This window comes from Cognataquiflexum rubidum, assembly GCF_022538115.1.
Taxonomy (GTDB): domain Bacteria; phylum Bacteroidota; class Bacteroidia; order Cytophagales; family Cyclobacteriaceae; genus Cognataquiflexum; species Cognataquiflexum rubidum.
The window spans coordinates 105,710-127,537 of sequence record NZ_JAKZAL010000006.1 but is presented as its reverse complement, the minus strand read 5'-3'; the positions used below and the strand labels follow the sequence as shown (position 1 = coordinate 127,537).

The 21,828-nt window shown below is 39.4% G+C and carries 15 protein-coding genes; 3 read left to right on the top strand and 12 right to left on the bottom strand.

The annotated features are described in order from the left end of the window. Positions 1–347 precede the first annotated feature (347 nt). The 11 genes from MMU05_RS08745 to MMU05_RS08695 all read right to left on the bottom strand — a co-directional run bounded on the left by MMU05_RS08745 (position 348) and on the right by MMU05_RS08695 (position 13,920). Positions 348–1,547 (bottom strand): glycosyltransferase, encoded by a 1,200-nt coding sequence (locus tag MMU05_RS08745; protein WP_241141300.1) that lies wholly within the window; start codon positions 1,545–1,547, stop codon positions 348–350. Next, the gene (locus MMU05_RS08740; RefSeq protein ID WP_241141299.1) at positions 1,544–2,671 is read right to left on the bottom strand and encodes a glycosyltransferase; all 1,128 of its coding nucleotides are present in this window, start codon (positions 2,669–2,671) and stop codon (positions 1,544–1,546) included. The genes MMU05_RS08745 and MMU05_RS08740 overlap by 4 nt, the downstream gene beginning before the upstream one ends. A gap of 50 nt (positions 2,672–2,721) precedes the next feature. Then, positions 2,722–4,032, bottom strand: coding sequence for a hypothetical protein (locus MMU05_RS08735; RefSeq protein ID WP_241141298.1), 1,311 nt, complete (start codon positions 4,030–4,032; stop codon positions 2,722–2,724). 117 nt (positions 4,033–4,149) lie between these two features. Next, positions 4,150–5,196, bottom strand: a complete 1,047-nt coding sequence (locus MMU05_RS08730) for a glycosyltransferase family 4 protein (protein ID WP_241141297.1) — start codon at positions 5,194–5,196, stop codon at positions 4,150–4,152. A 200-nt stretch (positions 5,197–5,396) separates the two neighbouring features. Beyond that, positions 5,397–6,404 (bottom strand): glycosyltransferase family 2 protein, encoded by a 1,008-nt coding sequence (locus MMU05_RS08725; RefSeq protein WP_241141296.1) that lies wholly within the window; start codon positions 6,402–6,404, stop codon positions 5,397–5,399. 43 nt (positions 6,405–6,447) lie between these two features. Continuing rightward, positions 6,448–7,485: a hypothetical protein gene (locus tag MMU05_RS08720; protein WP_241141295.1), complete on the bottom strand. Its 1,038-nt coding sequence runs from the start codon at positions 7,483–7,485 to the stop codon at positions 6,448–6,450. Next, positions 7,486–8,076: a DUF4254 domain-containing protein gene (locus tag MMU05_RS08715; RefSeq protein ID WP_241141294.1), complete on the bottom strand. Its 591-nt coding sequence runs from the start codon at positions 8,074–8,076 to the stop codon at positions 7,486–7,488. It abuts the gene before it with no gap. A 15-nt stretch (positions 8,077–8,091) separates the two neighbouring features. Next, the gene (locus MMU05_RS08710) at positions 8,092–9,207 is read right to left on the bottom strand and encodes a glycosyltransferase family protein (protein WP_241141293.1); all 1,116 of its coding nucleotides are present in this window, start codon (positions 9,205–9,207) and stop codon (positions 8,092–8,094) included. Positions 9,208–9,420: 213 nt separating this feature from the next. After that, positions 9,421–10,449, bottom strand: coding sequence for an MATE family efflux transporter (locus MMU05_RS08705; RefSeq protein ID WP_241141292.1), 1,029 nt, complete (start codon positions 10,447–10,449; stop codon positions 9,421–9,423). 339 nt (positions 10,450–10,788) lie between these two features. Further along, positions 10,789–13,143: a GumC family protein gene (locus tag MMU05_RS08700; protein WP_241141291.1), complete on the bottom strand. Its 2,355-nt coding sequence runs from the start codon at positions 13,141–13,143 to the stop codon at positions 10,789–10,791. 3 nt (positions 13,144–13,146) lie between these two features. Continuing rightward, positions 13,147–13,920, bottom strand: coding sequence for a polysaccharide biosynthesis/export family protein (locus MMU05_RS08695; RefSeq protein WP_241141290.1), 774 nt, complete (start codon positions 13,918–13,920; stop codon positions 13,147–13,149). Between the two features lie 1,653 nt (positions 13,921–15,573). Here MMU05_RS08695 and MMU05_RS08690 point away from each other — a divergent pair. The 3 genes from MMU05_RS08690 (at position 15,574) to MMU05_RS08680 (ending at position 17,920) form a co-directional block, all read left to right on the top strand. Further along, complete coding sequence (locus MMU05_RS08690; RefSeq protein ID WP_241141289.1) at positions 15,574–16,344, top strand: WecB/TagA/CpsF family glycosyltransferase; 771 nt, start codon at positions 15,574–15,576, stop codon at positions 16,342–16,344. Positions 16,345–16,814: 470 nt separating this feature from the next. Further along, positions 16,815–17,753 carry a UDP-glucuronic acid decarboxylase family protein gene (locus MMU05_RS08685; RefSeq protein ID WP_241141288.1) on the top strand — a complete coding sequence of 313 codons (939 nt, stop codon included), beginning with the start codon at positions 16,815–16,817 and terminating at the stop codon, positions 17,751–17,753. Between the two features lie 14 nt (positions 17,754–17,767). Further along, the gene (locus MMU05_RS08680; RefSeq protein WP_241141287.1) at positions 17,768–17,920 is read left to right on the top strand and encodes a hypothetical protein; all 153 of its coding nucleotides are present in this window, start codon (positions 17,768–17,770) and stop codon (positions 17,918–17,920) included. Positions 17,921–20,616: 2,696 nt separating this feature from the next. Here MMU05_RS08680 and MMU05_RS08675 read toward each other — a convergent pair. Then, positions 20,617–21,759 (bottom strand): DUF1972 domain-containing protein, encoded by a 1,143-nt coding sequence (locus tag MMU05_RS08675; protein WP_241141286.1) that lies wholly within the window; start codon positions 21,757–21,759, stop codon positions 20,617–20,619. Positions 21,760–21,828 lie beyond the last annotated feature (69 nt).

Sequence of the window (21,828 nt, the reverse complement as noted above, 5' to 3'; positions counted from 1 at the left end):
ATTTCGTTCACCGAGCTTGCCGAGGGGTGATTTAGGTTTACGTCATTGGTGGTGAAGTGAAGAGTCTCTTTTAATTTGAGATCTTTCTCCAGTACAGCTGTCGGGATTGTATCTCGGATTCAAGATGACGCAGCACCAATTCTTCCATTAAAACCGTCCGACGGCTGGAAGCCATCTGAAGGGGTGTCTCGTCTCTACCTTCTCGCTTTTTCTGACTCCCGTTTTCATCGGTCATCGGTCATCGGACATTTTTCTTCTTCCATTATTACCGGCTGACTGGGTGTCTCGTCTCTCGCTTCTCGCCTGTTTTTCTCACATCTCATATCTCACATCTCACATCTCTTTACTCATCCCCCTACTGCCTCCATCATCCTCCTCGCATTTGGGCCAATAGAAAAGTGGGTTTCAAAACACTGCTTTGCTTTAACCTTCATTTCTTCTTTTCCTCTATCTGACAAATCCAGCCAGGTTTCCAGCATTTTCAGACATCCTGCTTCGGTATCATTTTCCACTATCCCGGCTCCTGCGGAGGCAATTTCCAGATAGATATTCACCTGATTTGAAATCAGGACGGGTTTGGCGCAGGCAAGGGCTTCCGCCACAGCTATTCCGAAATTTTCTTGGTGGCTTGGCAGGACAAAGGCTTCACAGCCGTAGAAGGCACCCCATTTGGCCTCTCCATGCAGCATGCCTGGAAAATAAACCTGCTCCTCTAGGCCTTCGTTTTCCTGAACAGTTTGGCGGATCTTTTTCCCATAAGTAGTATCCATTCCGGGACCGGCTATGACCAATTTGGGGAGGCCGGATATGTTGGAGGAGGGATATTTTTTTAAAATTTGGGCATAGGCTTTAATTAATAAATCCACGCCCTTTTTCTCATGAATCCTGCTCAAAAAAAGGAGATAAGGCTGATCTCCTAAGGCAGGGCAATTTTTTGCAAAAGCAGTTTTCATACTTTCTTGATAAGCAAGAGGTGCAACAATTCCATATCCAACATTTATTTCCTTCTTTGGATGGTAGGGTCGAAAGGGTTGGCGGGCCAATTCCAATTCTCTCTCACAGGTAAACAAGAGGCCATCGGCACAGTGTACAACCTTCTGCTCAATCAGTGCCCAGTAGGCTATATTCCGAAGGGCCTTCAATTTCCTACCTTGAGCACGCTGAAAATAGGGATCAAGCATCCCATGGGGCATGACAAACAATTTGGTCTGTGTGCCGGAATTGTTTTTCCTTAAATGATGCAGGGCTTTTTGTACGGCATATCCATGGTATTGCCATAGGCCATGAATAATCACTGCCTCAAACTGCGGTAGGTTTTGAAGCAACCATTGGGAAAGTAAAGGGGAATAGGCCCAGGGTGTTTTTGCTGGCCCTAAGGCAATGATGGGAAAAGGATCCTTACCCAAAAAAAGTGCATCCGGAGCATCGAGGCATATTACCTGATTATCTATGCCCAACTTTTGCAATTCCGTTATGGAATTTCTGATTCCCTGGCAAGGGCCTCCACTAGCCGGATCCATACTTGAAATAACCCGAAGATATTTCATCCGGTAAGTGAGTTTTGGAGGATTTTCTGATAAATCCCATTGATCCTGGCCAATGTCATTTTGGAATCAAACCTTTTGGTATTTTCTACACCTGCCTCAACTACTTTGGCCCTTCCCTCAGGAGCAAATTCCAAAATTTCTTCCACTTTATCCGCTGCGGCTTTTGACCAAGCTTCCCTATCGTTTTCTTCTGCAGGCATTCGGGGAATATAAAAAGCGGCTTCCCCGCCAACTTCGATCATTGGAGCTTCATTTGTGGTAATTACCGGACAACCTGAAGCCATTGCTTCGGCAATCGGCCAACCAAAGCCTTCTGCCAAAGAAGGGAACAACATCAGCGAGGCCCCCGCATAAGCATGCCTTACAAAAGTATCGTCCATACCACTCAACAAGTGGATATCTGATTTATATGGGGATTGGGAATGGAAATCTAAAAGCGCTGAATTTGCAAAAGGTCCTACCAACAACAAAGGGATCTTTTTTTGAGACAGTTTCCTCCAGGCGTTGTAGATGGATATTACTCCAATCCGGTTTTTATACCACTGATTTCCACCGACATGCAGGATACAGCCATTGTACAAATTAAGCTTGTACCTGTCTTCGACATACTTTCTTGCTTCCAAGGGGGCAATCAGCTTAAAGTTTTGATTTAGGCCATTGAAGACCACTTCGGAAAGCTGTGGCATTATTGGAAGAAATTCATGCAGGTCATTTCTGGTTTTTTCGGAAACCGAGATAAAGTTTCTCCCTTGGATATAGCCCCTGCGAATATAAGCTTGGTATTGTCTCCCAGTCCAACTCGTGGGGTTTTCGGGAATATCCCCCAAGGCAGATTTTTGTGCCAAAAAATCATGGCAGTGTATCACATGGAGACGGTTGGCAACCAACGGAACCCAAGGACCCAATGCGTGGTCAGTAAAAACAAATAAGGTATCTTGAGGACAATTCTTCAAACGCAACTTAACCTCAGCAGGAAATATTATGTATTGATCGACATAACCCAACCATTTTTTGATGGTGGTGGAACCTGGTAAATTAAAAAACCTGGCCTTTGGCATCCAATATTCCACTTGATGCCCTAATCCCTGCATGCCATCACCTAGCATCCTGGCAAAGCGGGGCATGCTTTGGGAAGCAAGAAATGTTGGATGAATAAGAAATACTAAATTCACATTTAAATAAGATCAGAACTTAATAACATTTCTTCTTCACTTTCATTAAAACAAGCAATCAATAAGCCACCGATTAAAGTGGAAAATCCCAAAGATGTTGGTTGAGCCCATTGGGACTGTAATATGGTAATAAAACCAAAGCTCAATAGGATCCAAGGAAGTAAATCTCCTTTTAAAACATGGGAAAAGGATGCAATTGTAATTTTAAGAATGATGCCTATACGAAGTAAAATAGCGCCAAAACCCATAATTATCCCCAACTCCCCTACAAGTCGCCCCCATTCTGCTTCTGAAATTAAAAAGGTAGTCGTTCCTGTAAGCAGCATACTGCCAACATTTGTACCCATTCCAGTTCCATAGCCCCAAAAAGGAATTTGATTTGAATTAGTAATGGCACCAATCAATCCCCCTAAAAACCTGTCAAAAAAAACACTCTCTAATCCACCTTCATGTTTATTGGCAGTGGTAAATCTGGAGGTAAATACTTCCGTGGCAGTAGCAAAATAACTCGTTTGGCTTAAAATGGTTAAAGCTCCAAAACCCACTAAGATAGTCAGCAACATCTTTCCCATATATTCCGGTTTCCTGGTGATAGCGATAAAAGAAAATAAAATGGAAATTACTATTTGAAAAAGTAATGCACGACTTATTGATAAAGGAATAGAAAGTAAAAGAGCAAGAGTAGCTATAGATAAAATCAGTTTGCTTATATTTTTATTGCTCAGCCAGAAATAAAGTATATACGGAGTTACAAAGCTAAAAAAAAGAGCATTGCCATTAGTGAATGAAAAAGTACCAGAAGGACGGAAAAAACCCATTGCCCCAGTAAAACCAGCTCCTTTCAAATCTCCTCCAACACCTCTGTTCACAAAGTCTGATTGGGGGCTATAAAATTGAAACCCAAGAAGAATTACCATAGGGATTGAAATATAAAGGGTAACCTTTCCAATCTTGATGACATCTTTCCGACCAAATATGGTCCCAATTATAAACATAAGAGGAAAGTGAATTAACATTATCCGTGATCCGTATAAGGCTACAGGAAGACTACCGTGACCAATAAAAATTGCAGTGTAAAAACTGGCTATTCCGATGAAAAGCATGCCCCCCATGTATATGTTGAATGGCAATATCCTGTTTTTCAAAGCCATAAAAATCAACCATAGACCCAGCGGGTCTCTTACTACCAATAATGGTGTAGATAATCCAGGTAAAATCCATTTACGCAAGGCGCCCTCAAAAATTAATAGAAAGAAATAAAGCCAAATCCCCTTTTTAATTAAATTAAAAGAGTCTGATTGAAGATTTTGCATTTTTACAGATTCCGGGTCGGAATTAACTTTGATATTGTTTTGGTAAATTAAAAATTTAAGAAAAACCTAAAATCTTTATTTTTTCTTAATAAAGTATAAAATATATATGTCCCAACCTCAATTGATTGATTTAATTAGGTCATCCACAATTTTGGAACCATATTTTTTCCAGGTATACATTTTTGCATGTTCTTGGGCTTTTTTCCCCATAACTCCAATTTTGTCTCTATTCTCTAGAAACCAAGTGAGTTTCTCTGCAATTTTTATCGGAGAACGAATTGGGACTAGATATCCTGTTTCACCTTCTATAACTAAATCTTCGCCACCTGTATTTGGAGTAATGATTAATGGTAATCCCTGACTCATGGCTTCTTGCATGACCAATGCTCTTCCTTCGGCCAAAGAGGGCAGACAAAACACATCACAGGTCCTCATCAGCTCCAAAACCTGCTCATGAGACCGACCAGGTTCATAAATGAATCCGCTTAGTTGGGTCTTATAAAAATCCAATGATTCTATCAAAGATCCCATCACGACCAATTCTATATCATTTCTTCCAAGAAGGCGAACAGCTTCAAATAAATCTCCGAGACCTTTTCTTTGTCCCATTGATCCAACAAATAAAACACGAAGAGACTTGTTCACCTTATATTTCCCAATAATTCCAGAGGATTCATTCTTAATTTCCGGAGAACCAAAATGGGATAAGATGACTTTTTTTTCCTTGGCCCAATCAGGAAGTGATTCTTTTACAAATTGACTTGGTACGATGACAATATCAGCCAATTTCAATTCTTTTGTTTTTCTGGCAAGTTTTTCAGGAGAATCGTTTACGCCTCCTCCCAATGTACCTGCCCAATCAGGAAGTCTTTCAGCTTCTTCTTTCATTATTTTACTTCTTGTTTCCCAATAGGCGATTGGTAAATCATAGATGCATGTTATCCCCAAATTTTTTGCTTTTATAAAACTTTCCAAGGCTACATCCTCATAGGCATAAACCGCATCCAATGGAAACTTTTTAAGGAGTTTAGGGAGTTTACGTGCTACTTTCATATCCAATTTCCTGTAAACTTGGTCCACAGAGACAATGCCGGATTCATGACGAATCCAAAAATGCCAACCAAATTTTTGACTGATCAGCCTTGCCATTTCTATTGCTGGCATTGAATTAATTTTGAAGGAATCTATTGGGAATGACCGTCGTAAAATTTCATAACGCAGTGAAGGGGGGATAAATCTTAAAATAAATGAATTTGGACTTACTGAAATAGTAGTGCTAAAATAAGCGAGTATATCTTCTTCTTCAAACGCTGAAAGTACAGCTCTTACATTGTTGTTTCCTGTGGGATGCGACAGTGCTATTTTCATTTTGATATCCCCCATTTAGGAATTAAACTAAAGGCTATTTTCTTTACCAATCCTTTTAGAATTGATTTCATTGAGGAGATAGTACCAGGTATTCCTCCTAATCCATTTTGATATAACCAAACGTATGATTTAACTTTGAAATTGGAAGAAAGCTTCAATATTTCTTTTGCAATTTCCTCTTTTTCATAAGGAGTATAGATATCCCAACCTAAACTGTTTGCATGTCGGGTTGCAAAACTTGCCCTAAACTTGTTGATTCTTCCACCTCCCCAATTCCTTGCTTTAAAAGCAGGCTCTAAAACTTCTTCAAAAACCCTTCTGAGGGCTTCTATTTCTGCCAGCTTTCGTCTTTGTCTTACCTGCCCGGCATCCGTCCAAACTCGATAAAATGACAATACTTCATTCAGATAAACATTTCCAAATCCTGCAGAAGCCAATTCGGCAGATAAATAAAAATCTTCTGCAAAGTTAGTTTTGGCATTAATAAATCCAACTTTTTCCAAGGCTGATTTTCTAAACATAATAATGTTTGCCGAAACTTTATAACCTTGTAAGGCCTCTTGTAAGGCTGTCTCACTAGTTATAAATCCCGTATTTCGCATTAACACCCTTTTTTTTCGGTTTTGACCCTTTTCGTCAATTTCTTGAACTGCTGCATGGGCATAACCAGCCTTAGGGTATTTATCCAATAAATTTGAAAGTTTTGCTAGATAATTAGGAGCTAAATAATCATCAGAATCAAGTTTTATTATATAATCCCCTTTGGCTTTTCGAAGCACTGAATCTGTATTCGGAACCATACCCAAATTAACGGGTTGATGGATTATTTTTAAAATTGGAATCTCATCCCCTAATCTAGAAAGTATATCTTTTGTGTTATCAGTACTACAATCATCTGAAACAATTATTTCAAAAGGGGAAATGGTTTGATCCGCACAACTTCTAATGGTTTGTTCTAAATATAGTGCTTGATTATATGTTGGAATACAAATGGAAACCTTCATTGATTTGGCTATACAAAAATTTATTCTAAAACTTTGTTGTTTTTCAATTTGCTTTTGCTGCGGATGCTTTCAGGTTATTAGTATAAGTATTGTTTTTCCAATTGAGACATTCTTCATATCCTGCTGCACATTTGGGATGGTTCTTCCTATCCAAATGAAGGCAAGGATGACAGGAAACTTCAGCATCTATAACTTTCCCTTTAAAAACGGGAGAGATAATCCTGGATTTTAACACCTCGGTAATGGTGATCGAACATTTATTTGAGCTGTATTGCAATAAATGGGAAGGAAAACTATCAGTACTAATAGTCCATTTAGCCTTTTGAGATAAAAAGATGATATCACCAGGTTCCTTGTAGAAAAAAACAATTTTTAATCCGTTTTTTTGAAATAGTTCAGCATCAGGGTCTCTATAAAAAAATGCAAAATAGGCATCAGGAAAATTTTTTACAGCCCAGTTTACAGGAATAAATTGTCTGCTTGTCCCTGTAGGAAATATCACCACATTCTGCTCCAAATCTTTGGGAATTGTCAATTCCGGAGATATGGGTAAATTGGAATTCAGTTTGGAATACAATCTTTCGGAATCTGATTCCAATTGTGTGACAAATTGTTCATAATCGATTTCCCTGATTTTTTTAACTCCAATAATATCCAAATAACCCTGATATAGCTTTATTGAACTCCAAGCAGGGACCTGTATCCATCCAGCATAATCACTGAGATTGAATAGAATGATATTGACTACATCTTTAAATTGACGCTTCTTTTTGTCGATAATAACAGAACGCTGATAAGGTGATATATACTTTTCTCCTTTGACAATCCCAATGAATAAATCTTTGAACCCCAAAGAAGTGTAAATCAGAGGAGATTCACACTCTTGTTCATCATTGAGAATTTCCAATCGATCCGAAAAAGTATGTTTCGCCAAATTTCTAAGAAATGCTGGAATTAAAATCCTGATTTTTATTTCGGGCTTCAATGCGGCAATGACATAAAACCCAACTAAGCGCATCCAAACATCACCATTCCCCCCATTTCGGGAATCAATCGTTAACCTGATTTCCTTTTGGCCCATCTACAAGGACGATTTTTTATACAATTGAGGGTTCAAAGTAGGATCATTATACATTTTGAATTGCCTGTATACTTTAAACTTTAACTTTCCCATATTCAGTAAATGCAGAACCTTGGTCAGATTTTTTGATAAATCCTCAATTTGTTCATCCAGTACAAGTACTTTCATTTGGCATTTTTCTTTATGGTCGGCCGAAGCATCTTCCCTAAGTGTCTCTTCATTCATATGGTACCTTTTTAGGGCCATAATGGACAATCGATCAATTATCATTCCTGGCGTTTCAGAATGCATGGCTTCGATTTCCCCAAAATTTTTATTGATAAGGTAAGTTAATATCCACTCATCGATTTTTTCAATAGCATTATTTCTGGATTGGTTGTATGTATCAATATTCCGCTTGGCTTCCACTATTCTTAATGGATTAATATCTTTTATCCTTGCGATATCTTCTTCATGCCACAGCAAGAAATTCCATTTGCTATTTTCTTCAATATGTTGCCATAAAGGTTCTTTTTGGGTCAAAAGTAATGCTTCATGCCATTCAACTACCTTTGCTTTTTGTAATTCCAGTATTTTTATAACGTCAATCATTTTTAAAATCTTTGATTATCTATTTAAAAATATTTCATTATATCTGTTTGAAATATATGAGGCTCCCCATTGCTCCGAAGGTTTTTTCATTAAAATGTTTTGATTCTGCTGAATTACATCCTCATATTCCGGAATAAAATCGCCATTCGGCAAGATGACGTGTAATCCATGATATTTCATTGCCGCAAATACCCCACTTTTCCCGATATGCTGGGAGGGTGTACATGATATTCCAATATCCAACATTTGAAGAAGTTGTGATATTTCATCTTCATTTCTTTCGCCTAGATGTAAAAAAGAGATTTTATCCACAAAAATATTTTCCAGCCTTAAAAATTCCTTCATGCCATCATCATTCATCCTTCCAAAACCAATAAAGGCCACTTTTTTTGATGATTCTAGGGCCTGATTGTATTGGAAATTTAAAGTGGGCTCCAATTTCGCCTCAGGATAAAGGTTTCCGAAGATCCCTAAAATTATCCAATCCTTCCTACCTCCTTCTGCTATGGATAATTTCTTTAATACAAAATTAGAAAATGCACTAGTAAGGGGGGAAATATCAATATTGCTGAATAGGTTAATAATAGTGGTATTGGTGTTACTTCTTTTCAATATAGCTTGATATAAAAGGTTTGTGGTTGTTATTGATTTGGGTTGAATAGAACTTACTATTTTCTTTATTATTCTCTTTTGGATGCTACCTACCACTTTATGTTTAATCGGGGAAATGCTTGTAAATCCAATCCATATTTCATGAAACATGATATGCCATTTAAAATTCCCCCTTATAGACTTTAAAAAACCGGGGAGATAAAAAGGAAGCCCTTTAGGATGGTAAGCATAAATCACGAATTGAAAACTGATCCAATGTGGATCAAAAGCATTTATATTTCGTTCTAAGAAGTTTTTTAATTTATTTGTAGATGCATTGGAAGGAATTCGTACAACAGATAATTCAATTCCATCCAAAATTTGAATTTCTTCTTTTTCTTGCAAAAAAGATTTTTCTTTTAAGGAAATGGCCTTTACTTCATGCCCTTTTTGTACCAATTCACAGGCAAGCCTTCTGGTATAATCTCCAACTCCATCATAACCAAGCTCTAGAGAGCCACAAAGAAAAAGTATTTTCATTTAATTATCCTAAAATCTATTTATCATAAAAAATCTCAAGAATTAATTTGATTATTCACAAAAAATAAATACTGCATGTTTCGATATTTAATTTTTAACAATAAACCCTACCCGACCCATTTTTGCCTTACAAAGGGTAATTTTTCACTTCTCATTAACTTTTTCCCAAAATATAAATTAGATATATTCAAAAAATTTACATTAATCGGTATTTTATAAACTAATTTTATCCTTTTTACCAATGGAAATAAAAGTAAGGTATCCTATTCTTATTAAATAATTTGCAGATGCAGTTATTATAGCATAGTGAAGTACACCTACTATCGTATCAAGTTTTAAAATAAACGCAAAACCCACTTGTATCATGACCATAGTAAAAATAAAAATAACTGGAGGGACGATAATTCCTCTTGATGCTAACAAATGATGAGTTAATCCGCTGATCAATGAAATACAACTCCCTAATGTAATAAATACCACTTCAATAGTAAGGTTGGAAAAATCATTTCCAAGTATCCAAAGAACATTTGGGGCAAATTCCTTTACAAGAAATACAATGCCGAGACTAATGACGATTAACCCTATCTGAATGAAAATAAATTTTTTAAGTATTTCCGGCTTATTATTTTCCAATCGTGCAAAGCGTGGAACCATCAATGTATGAAATACTATACTGAATATTGACAATGCAGCAGTTAGCCGGGTTAAGGCACCTATTTGGGCCAAAGCCTCTGTTGAACCAAATATGGATATCAGCCAGATCGTAATCTGACCGGAAAGGCAATAATATAAAGCGTCCGGCATGAGCCGCTTTACAAAAGTCATAATTTCTTTTCTTGCAACCGGGTCAGGGGAATGTGTCCAATCCGCATACTGAAGGGATAATTTCCTTAAGTGGATATTTGCTTTTATTTGGGGTATTCCGGCCGCAAGGATGGCAATAAACGCCCATGGAAAAATAAAAATGGTCAACAACAGCATTGCCAATCGGGCTAGATTAACCCCTACCTGATTTTTTTGAAGTGGCTTTATATCCTGCCTTAATGTGAGGGGTATTTGCAAAATGGTTCCTGATAGGGCAGAAAAAAAAGCGGGGATTAATGATAAAACAATCAATATGGTCATTAACCAACTTGCTTCATGATGTCGGAGTAAATACACCAATACCGGGGTTGCCAAAAGCAGGCTTCCAATGGCAAATTTTTTACGGAGGGACATACCCGTGGAGAGCACCTTGCCCAATTCCTCCTTGTCTTTCCAAACCTTTCCCCCCAAGGCCATTACACCTGTGGCAATGCCTCCATCAGCCAAAATGGTCAAAGTACCCAACATGGTATTCGCTAAGGTGTAGAGTGCATATTCATTAACCGGCAGTACCCTGATGACTAAAATCCCTGAAACAAAACCTAGGGCCTGTATAAGAACTTGCGATGAACCTGTGATGGCAATAAGCTTGGACCAATCAAGTGCTTTGGTATACACTTGTGGTCCAAACCATTTAAAGGAGAAGTCAGATTTTTCGCTTATTTTCAAAACCGGATTGGAAATTTAACATCAGATAATTCTTCAAACATTAATAGGTTATTCTGATGCTATAACCTTCTTTTTTAATTTTTGACCGTTTGATCCTGAATACCCATAGCCATATCCATAGCCATTGACATGGCTGTTTTTCTTCTTCGCGTCATTGAGGACCACCATGGGCCGGTTCAGTTTTTTGTTCAGGTAGATGTCCGCAATAATGGTAAGCTGACTTTTATAAGTATAATTATAGCGTACCAGATAGATGGTGGAGTCAATATAAGGGGCCAGGTTGTACACATCTGCTACCTGTCCTACAGGGGCAGAATCTATGATGATATAATCAAACTTTTCCCTTAGTGCTGTTACCAATTGACTTACCCTTGCTTTCATCATCAGTTCTGCTGGGTTGGGAGGCAAGGCCCCGGAATTGATGGCAAACAAACCTTCCACTCCAGGTACAGGTATCGTAAGCGATTCCACTTCAAGATTTTCATCGATGAGGTAGTTGGAAATTCCTAACGTGGAAGTAAGCCCTAAATCTTGCATCAATTTGGGTTTCCTCAGGTCAAATCCTAGGACCACCACTCTTTTTCCGGTTAAAGCCAAGCTTGCCGCAAGATTGATACTAAAGAAAGTTTTCCCTTCCCCTGACCTGCTGGAAGTGATAAGAATTACCTTATTTTCCCGGCCTAGGTTGGCAAAACCAAGGTTTGATCGGACAAGCCGGAAGGTTTCGGCTACGACCGATTGGCTGCCTGCGACTACCTGTAGGGCCTCCTTACTTTTGCTATGATAAATATCTCCAAGGATGGGAATATCAGGAATGCGTTCCACATCCATCCTGTCCAACACTTTATCATTTAACAAATCTTTTAAATAGATAAAGCCAAAGGGAACAAGTAACCCGAAAAAGAAAGCGGCCAAATAAATGGTCGTTTTACTGTTGTTAAATGGATAACCTTCTGCCTCCGGAATATCAATGACCCTAGAATTGGGAACGGCTGAGGCTAAAGTCAATGCCACCTCTTCCCGTCGCTGGAGTAAAAAAAGATAAATCGCTTGTTTTACCCCTTGCTGCCTATTGATTTCCAACAGGTCCCGTTCAATGGAGGGTACTTTCCTGATTTTGGATTGGTATTGGGCTGTAGTGGATTTCATGTTATTGAGTGACAGCACCAAACCGTTTCGAATATTTCTTAGATTCTCCTGAATATTTATTTTTAGGTTTTTAAGTTGGTCATCCACGTTCTGAATCAGGGAACTGCTAGGCTGCATGGACCTTAGCATCCTTTGCCGCTCTAGCTGTAATTCATTGTACTTGGCTATCAGGCCATTCAAAGTAGGGTCCTGAATATTCAATGAACTGGGGACCAAATCCAAATCCTGTCTGCTAACATATTCCTCTAAGGACCGGATAATGTCCAACTGCAATTCATTTTGGACCATCTCTTTGTTATAAGTATCCGCTGATTGCGAAAACATTTCTGCATTTGAGGTGATATCCGTTAAATTATTTTGGATTTTAAAACTTTCCACATCTTTTTCTACCTCTGACAATTGAGTGGAAAGAATCGTTATTCTTTCATCCAAAAACTCAAGAGAGGTGAGGTCGGATTGCGTTTGATCTTCCACGGTTTCCCGGTTGTAGACCTCGATCAATTTTTTGAGAATCAATTCCCCTCTTTTTGGTACCGCATCTGTCAGACTGATCAAGAGGACATTGGCATCGGGATTTTCCGGTTTGATGGTCAGTTTACTTCTGTAATTTTCTGCGAATTGCTTCAGATCGTGAAATTGGACAATGATGTCTTTGGAGGATTCAAAATCAGGGGAGGATTTGATTACGGTAAAAGTCGCATAGGGCTTAATGATCTCTTGACCGAACTTATGGGTTGAAAAAATCTCTTCCTCCTCCTCATTTTTTTCAATCAATTCAAAGTTATTGTTGTCCTTGGACCTGATCTGAATGGTTTTACCATTACCCTCTATTTCAACTTTGTCCACGACCAAGGATACTGGCAGATCTCCCCGATAGACTTCCATATCCCTGAACCGGCCCTCGATAAAATAACTGGTATTCAAAGCAAGTTCTATAAAGACCCTTTCCATCAGGTTTTTTGATTTGAGAATGATGGTTTCATTTGCCAGGTTCGGTCCTGTATCATACCAATTGGATATCCCTCCAGTCAAGATATTGCTGCTGTTTTCATCTTTGATCAATAAAGTCCCATTGATATTGTATTGCAGTGTGGTATAGTATCGGATATAGACAACTGCTGCCACCATACAGATCAAAACCCCAATCACAAACAGATACCAATACCTGAGGTAGCGGAAAAGAAGCGCCTTGAGGTCTTTTCCTTTTAATGGTCTTTTGTTCACTTGGAACAAGCCTTGATTTAAGTTTTCCATAATTTAATCAAATCTTATAGCGAACAGTGTTAAAAGTGAAAGGACTGAAACGATGAGCATTAAATCCTGCCTCCACATGGTAGATTCTGCTTTTCTGTTTTTGATGGGTTCCACGTAGACAATGTCGTTTTGTTGGAGGTAAAAATAGGGAGAAGACATGATGGATGTCTGATTGATATCAAGCCTTGCGGTGGTCCTGACTCCGTCTATTTCCCGGATCAGCAGGATGTTTTCCCTTTTACCAAAGGATGTCATATCCCCTGCCAATCCGATTGCTTCCAGGATATTGATCCTTTCTGCCGGGATGGGGAACGTGCTTGGATTCCTGACTTCCCCGATAACAGTAATTCTAAAGTTGAGCAGCTTGATATTGACAATAGGATTGATGACTTCTTTGCTGAGGAGTTGGGTCATTTTCTCGGCTGCCTCCTCCAAAGTCAGGCCTCCTACATTCACCTTTCCCAAAACAGCAAAATGGATATCCCCATTGCTATCTACCCTGTAACCATCATTTACCTGACTTGGCGTATTGGCCATTCCGCCTACGCTTCCTACGGAAGTAATCACCCCACTGTTAAAGAGCAGGTTGGATTCCGGGTTTAGCGTACTTACCGTGATTCCAAGCAGGTCCACCGGTTGTATCCGCGGTTCCTGCAGGTTGGTTATCGTTTGTACATTGACCTCATTTTCAGGAAGATCACTGAGATATGTTAGGTTTCTCTTCGCACAAGAGGAACTTGCTGTAACAATAACAAAGAGTATGAGTGTTTTTTTCATGGATTATTTCTAATAGTTAAATATATGCAATCCTTCCCATTCTCACTTCCCACCTTCTACCAATAACTTCCAACTTCCTTACTTCCCCACTTCCAACTTCCCACTTCCTGACTTCCCACTTCCTGACTTCCCCCCCTTACCGTAATCCCAACATCCGTCATCGGTCATCCGACCCTTCATTCTCTTTCATCCTGCAAGATGTAACTTCCTTACTTCCCTACCTCTCACTTCTTACCTTTTACATCGCACTCCAAACATCCAACCCTGTCTCACTTTCCAACTTCCTGACCTCCCCACTTCCAATCTTCCTACTTCCTGACTCCCCCCTTACCGTAATCCCAACATCCGTCATCGGTCATCCGACATGTAACCCACTTCCATCATCCCAACTTCCTTACTTCCCCACTTCCATACTTCCCAACTCCCCACCCCACAGCTTCGCCCTTTCAGTCCCAGGACTTACTAATTACTTGGATTAAGGACCATTTAAATGGGATGTCGAAATCACATATTAAAGAATCCCAATGACAGTATCTAGAGATCAATCTGAAATGTGTTTCAGAAAGATTTAAAAAATAGCTGTTGAAGAATTTTGGGTTTTTGGGTATGTTAAAGATTTTAAAGGTAATCGGTTATTCTAAAAGTTCTGTAGGTGTAGTATTAAATTTTTGTTTTTAATGGTTTCTAAGGGTTATAGAAGAAATGAAACACGAGTTACATTAATTTGAAAATCAAATTAAGCAAATTGAAATGATAATTAAAAGACTATCTCTGCATTTAAAATACTTTTATTAGAATTTAAAATTCATTTATCAGCATACAGAACTATAAAGGTTCCTTTTTTTTGATATTTAGAGTTGTTTGTGAATCAAAAGCAGTCCTAACCATACCCTTAGGTGGGAAGAAGTTTATCAATGCCGTTAAGTTATGTTGCAATTGGGTAAGGACAGCCATTTCTTAATTAAATAGAGATCTACCATATCCACATTTCTATTAGAAAAAATGAAATAATTTGATAAGTTTCGATCGCTACCTTTTTGTTGATCATTTAACAAAAGACCGAAAAACCATCTTGGTAACGCACATGGAAGGAAGCCATCCTGTCAAGGATAATTATTTTGAGACAAATGATGGCTGATTTTGAAAATAAACATTTTTTTAAAATAGGGTTCTGTTTTTCAGACTCATAAATATTCATTTCATATTATAAAATATGTGATTCAATAAAATAATTCGCTCAAATAGTTCATACTGATTCTATTTTTTTCATATGTTTGACACTTTGAACCCTGCAAATTAAAAAGGAAAAATTGTTTGATTATCAAGTGTAGTTTTTGGTCTGCATGTAAGCACCTTTTGACTATTGTCTTCTTTTCAAACATCATTTTCAGTAATCTTTAAAATTAATATGTATATCCGCCTTCTTACCAGAATAGGATTACTTACAGAATGGTCTCGTCCACGATAATTATCGGGATCGACCACCGGAATTTATTGATATTGAAGGGGGGTGGTAGAAATGCGGCAAAGCCGCATTTCTACCACCCCCTCTGATCTCACGATATCCGTTCACCGAGCTTGCCGAGGTGGGAAAAAATGATATTTGGCTACTGGTATAAAAGCGGATAATCATAAAAATTAATATTGGAAAGGATGAAAAGTAAGAAAAGTAAGACCATCACCATTATTGGCTTAGATTTTTTCAATGGAAAAGTGGAGGAGGTGTTGGAGTCCCTCGATAATGGAGGTTTATTCGTATTTCCTTCAGGACCCGGATTGGCTACTATAAATTCAGATAAGAAATACCACCAATCCCTGAAGGCGGCGGACTTGATTGTGGCAGACAGTGGCTATATGGCTTTATTATGGAATCTCACCCATAAAGTCAAAATAAACAGGGTTTCGGGATTGGAATTTATAACAGCCTTTGTATCTGATCCTGAAATACAAAAAAATTCAAATATTCTCTTGGTCAACCCCAGCCAAAAAGAAGCCGATGCGAATCTCAGGTATTTACAGCAATGTGGATTCAGGTTGTCGGAAAGCAATTTATACCTTGCACCTTTTTATGATAAAAATAGGATTGAAGATGAGGATTTGCTTAAACAAATTGAAGAAAAGAAACCTAAATACATTGTAATTAACCTTGGTGGAGGAGTTCAGGAAATATTGGGCGCTTACCTAAAAGAAAATCTGAGTTATAGGCCGGCCATTATCTGTACAGGGGCTGCCATAGCATTTTTGACCGGTCATCAGGCAAATATCCCCACTTGGGCAGATAAGCTATTTCTAGGATGGTTGATAAGGTGTATAGAAAAACCCAAACTCTACATTCCACGGTACCTAGCTGCATTCAAGTTGGTGGCATTGATGTATAAATACGAATTGGGTAGCGTTTTTAAGAGGAAAGAGGCAAGACTTTAGTTCATAAATGCTACAATCGCGAAGGTGAGGGGTGGAAGGTAGGAGGTGGGAAGTATGGAAGTCGGGAAGTGGGAAATTAAGGGTGGTTTGACCGATGGTGGATTTTGGTGAAAGGTAAGAGGTAGAAGGTAAAAGGAGGGAAGTTGGGAGGTGGGAAGTATGGAAGTTGGCAGGTGGGAAGTATGGAAGTATGGAAGTCGGGAGGAGAGAAGTATGGAAGTATGAACTGGGAAGAAAAATAGGTCCGATGACGGATGTTTTGTTGACATTTCCTGATTTTGATTGATGCTTTTTCAATCCGGTGTCAGGTTAAATTAAAAGTTTTGATTTTATACATTTTCTTGGTTTTTTCAGAATTAGACATTGATTTGGCGTATCCTCAACTATTGATGCTTTATCGTTATTTACTTGATTTTGGAAGTCAAAAATTAAAATTGGAGATTCTCAGTTAGTTAATTTTAAAATATTATATGAAAAGAATATTAGTTACAGGCGGTGCGGGTTTTTTAGGTTCTCATTTATGTGACCTTTTGTTGAAAGAAGGAAATGAAGTGCTTTGTGTTGACAATTTATTTACCGGTAGAAAGGTCAATATCCATCATCTTTTAAACAATAAGAATTTTGAATTTCTTAGGCATGATGTCACCTTCCCCTTATATGTGGAAGTGGATGAAATTTACAACCTGGCTTGTCCCGCAAGCCCTGTACATTACCAATTTGATCCTGTCCAAACAACCAAGACGAGTGTCATTGGTGCCATAAATATGTTAGGCCTTGCCAAGAGGCTGAAAATAAAAATCTTACAGGCGAGTACTTCGGAGGTCTATGGCGATCCTGAAATTCATCCTCAACCGGAATCTTACAAAGGCTCTGTCAATACTATTGGAATTCGTGCTTGTTACGACGAAGGAAAAAGATGTGCGGAAACCTTGTTTTTTGATTACCACCGGCAACACCAGGTCAATATCAAAGTGATGAGGATATTCAATACCTACGGACCTAGAATGCATCCTCAAGACGGGAGGGTTGTAAGTAATTTTATTGTTCAGGCTTTACAAGGTAAGGACATTACTGTTTTTGGAGATGGAATGCAAACAAGAAGTTTTTGTTATGTGGATGACCTTATTAACGGAATGCACAAATTGATGAATTCAAAAGATGGGTTTACGGGACCTGTCAATATTGGGAATCCAACAGAGTTTACCATGCTTGAATTGGCTGAAAAGATTATTGCGATTACAGATAGTAAAAGTAAATTGAATTTTTTCCCTTTGCCACAGGATGATCCCATGCAAAGAAAACCGGTTATTGAAATGGCCAGAAGAGAGTTGTCTTGGGAACCAAAAATAGCGTTAGATGAGGGATTAGCCAATACCATTGCTTATTTTAGGAAATCCCTTAAAATTTAATTTGGGATTATTGTTTGGGTAATTTCGGCGAATCGGGAAAGGAGGAGTGGGGTGAGGAAGTCGGGAAGTGGGAAGTAGGGAAGTGGGGATGGAAGTGGGAAGGAGGGAAGTCAGGAGGAAATGGAAGTGGGGAAGTCGGGAAGGTAGGAAGTTTGGATGACCGATGACGGATGTCCGATGTTGGTTAAAGGTAAGAGGTGGAAGGAGGGAAGGAAGTTGGGAGGTGGGAGGTGGGGAAGGAGGGAAGTTAGGGGTGGTTGGATGACCGATGACGGGTGACCGATGTTGGGGAGATTGGGAGGTGGGGAAGGTGGGAAGTTGGAAGGAGGGAAGTATGGAAGTCGGGAAGTGGGAGGTTGGAAAGTAAGGAAGTACGAAGTATTAAGTACCAAGTAGGAAGTAGTTTTTGAGGTAGGAGGTAAAAAGTAAAAGCTAAGATGAACAAAGTATTAAGTACCAAGTAGCAAGAGGCAAATTCTCCAAAAAGTTCAATCTCCGGATTCTTAGAATAAGTCAAATTTATAAGAATAAATACAATAAAAATCAAGAGAAACCGCCATTTTAGCTATAGTTCCCCTAACCTTCTCCTAACTCTCTCCTATGGACCCGTTATACCCTCCCCCACCATTCGTTAACTTTTGACCAATTTCCAAGAAACCCTATGATTTTTCCAATATTTTTGATAATTGTATTTTTCTAAGAAGGATAAATGAGGGTTGCTTAATATGATAGAGGCTGCCCTGTTTTGGCAGAAAGCCATTATCATAATCTACTTTCAAATTTGCCAAAACCGGAGACTGCTTTTTTTGTCCTACCACGGGCTTCGTTCCTCACCCGTGGCTATAAATATGGCACCCTTTCAGGGTTTTCGCTTCTGAAAATAGAATTTGGGGATTTATTTTACCACTGAGGGCACTGAGGACTCAGAGAGGAAATTTGACCTAAAAATCAGTGCAGCCAACGTCCTGTTTTGGCGGAAAGCCATTGTAATCTTTAACTTTCAAATTAGCCAAAACCGGAGACTGCTTTTTTTGTCCTACCACGGGCTTCGTTCCTCACCCGTGGCTATAAATATGGCACCCTTTCAGGGTTTTCGCTTCTGAAAATAGAATTTGGGGATTTATTTTACCACTGAGGGCACTGAGGACTCAGAGAGGAAATTTGACCTAAAAATCAGTGCAGCCAACGTCCTGTTTTGGCGGAAAGCCATTGTAATCTTTAACTTTCAAATTAGCCAAAACCGGAGACTGCTTTTTTTGTCCTACCACGGGCTTCGTTCCTCACCCGTGGCTATAAATATGGCACCCTTTCAGGGTTTTCGCTCCTGTAAATAGAATTTGGGGATTTATTTTTTACCGCAAAAGAAGGTTTGGCAAAGCACGCAAGGAGGGAAAATTTTCACTTTAGACTATGTGTTAATTGATTTTTACCACTGAGGGCACTGAGGACTCAGAGAGGAAATTTGACCCAAAAATCACTGCAGCCAAGGTCCTGTTTTGGCGGAAAGCCGTAATCATTTTCGACTTTGAATTAGCCAAAACCGGAGACTATTACTTTTTCCCTAACCACGGGTTTCGTGCCTCACCCGTGGCTATAAATATGGCACCCTTTCAGGGTTGCGCTTTCAATCGCTATCTGTGAAAATCTGTGTAATCCGTGGTTAAAATACAAATTCCCCAGCCCTGTTTTGGCGGAAAGCCATTGTCATCTTTAACTTTCAAATTAGCCAAAACCGGAGACTGCTTTTTTTGTCCTACCACGGGTTTCGTGCCTCACCTGAGGCTATAAATATGGCACCCTTTCAGGGTTTTCGCTCCTGTAAATAGAATTTGGGGATTTATTTTTTACCGCAAAGAAAATGAAGGTTTCGCAAAGCACGCAAGGAGGGGAAATTTTCACTTTAGACTATGTGTTAATTGATTTTTACCACCGAGGGCACTGAGGACTCAGAGAATGGGATTTTTCTTTTTGGCTTCGTGGCTTTGGCTATTTTACTCTGTGCTCTCTGTGTGCTCTGTGGTGATTGATTAATTTTTACCGCAAAGGAAAAGAAGGTTTGGCAAAGGACCCAAGGAGGGAAATTAGACTATGTGTTTATTGATTTTTACCACTGAGGGCGCAGAGGACTCAGAGAGGAAATTTGACCCAAAAATCACTGCAGCCAAGGTCCTGTTTTGGCGGAAAGCCGTAATCATTTTCGACTTTGAATTAGCCAAAACCGGAGACTATTACTTTTTCCCTAACCACGGGTTTCGTGCCTCACCCGTGGCTATAAATATGGCACCCTTTCAGGGTTGCGCTTTCAATCGCTATCTGTGAAAATCTGTGTAATCCGTGGTTAAAATACAAATTCCCCAGCCCTGTTTTGGCGGAAAGCCATTGTCATCTTTAACTTTCAAATTAGCCAAAACCGGAGACTGCTTTTTTGTCCAACCACGGGCTTCGTGTCTCGCATGTGGCTATAAATATGGCACCCTTTCAGGGTTGCGACAATCGCTATCTGTGAAAATCTGTGTAATCTGTGGTTTAAAAGAAAACCAACAACCACACTTATTAGAACCATTGCAACTTTCCGCCCTGTCATCATGCGGCGGACTACCCGACAACAATTAAAACAACTACAACTTTCCCAACCCGAAAACCTGACAACATTTAAGAAACTACTCCAAGAGATTCTTCACCTTCGCAAGCTGCGGATCAGAATGACGGTCGGAAAAATAGAAAACTCGAAAACCTTACAACATTTAAGAAACTACTCCAAGAGATTCTTCACCTTCGCAAGCTGCGGTTCAGAATGACGGTCGGGAAAATAGAAAACCCAACAACCTGACAACAATTAGAACAACTACAACCACTACAACATTTAAATCCCCTTACTCCCCCTCCTCAAATCTTCAAAAACCTCCAGGTATTGGTCGGTGACATGGTCCCAATTGTATTTTTGGGTTAAACCGTCCCTTGCAGTCTCCCTTAACGCCTGCATTTCTATTGGGGAATTTTCTGCCTTGGCTATCCAAGTGGAAACAGAAGCGGGATTTTTATCGAAAAACCATCCATGCTTGCCGTTTTGCAAGGTTTCTCTGCTAAATCGGGTATCGAGTGCAAGAATGGCGCAGCCGTATCCCAAAGCTTTGAGCAATGTTGGGTTGGTACCGCCGTATTCATGTCCGTGGAAATAGGCAAAACAGTTGTGATACAATGCCTTCAGTTCCTCTGGGTCAGTCACATAACCCGTAAAAATCAGCCGCTCATCTTTTATATTTTTGAGTTTACCGGCATAGGCATCCTGATACGGCACATCGCCTACAATGACCAGTTTTCTGGTTGAATGAGACTGGATAAAACCTTCTACGAGCAGGTCGGCATTGTTGTCAGGGATCATTCTTCCGACTATCAGGTAATACCCCTCTTTTTCCAGTCCCCATTTGGCTATTTTACTTGGGTCAGAATGGTATGTGGGATTGGCACCATACGCTATGACGGTGGATTGGGCATTGAAAAGTTCCTGATAGACCTTTTGCATTTCATCCGAATCATTGATGATCCTGTCATAGAGTTTGGTGGCCATCCTGGAGGCAAAAAGGAAATACTTGGCTCCAAGACCTTTCCACTTGGGGCGAAGCCATTCCAAGCCATCCACATTGATGGCCGTGGGTTTTCTGAAAATCCTGGAAATGATCCCAAAAAGTCCATTGCCGCTATTGACCACAAAGATGACATCCACATCTGAAAGACAGGCGTGAACCATTGAAAAAAAAGAATGGGTCAATTGTGCCAAGCTCTTTTGTTCAATTGCCGGCAAATAAACCAGATTAATTCCGTTGACTTTTTTGGGTTTGTCCGCAAAAAGAGCGCTATGGCAATAGACATGTACTTCCACCCCTCTTTTTTGAAGCCGCTCTCCAAGTTCTTTGACTAGGGTTTCGTAGCCACTATACACATATGGATAGCCCCTTGATCCAAGGATCGCGATTTTGATGTTGCTGGACAGTGGTTGGTTGGACATTATAATTTTTTTTCTCAATCAGCTAAGGAATTATCTGAATTCAACCCATCAAAATAGGTGAAAAATCAT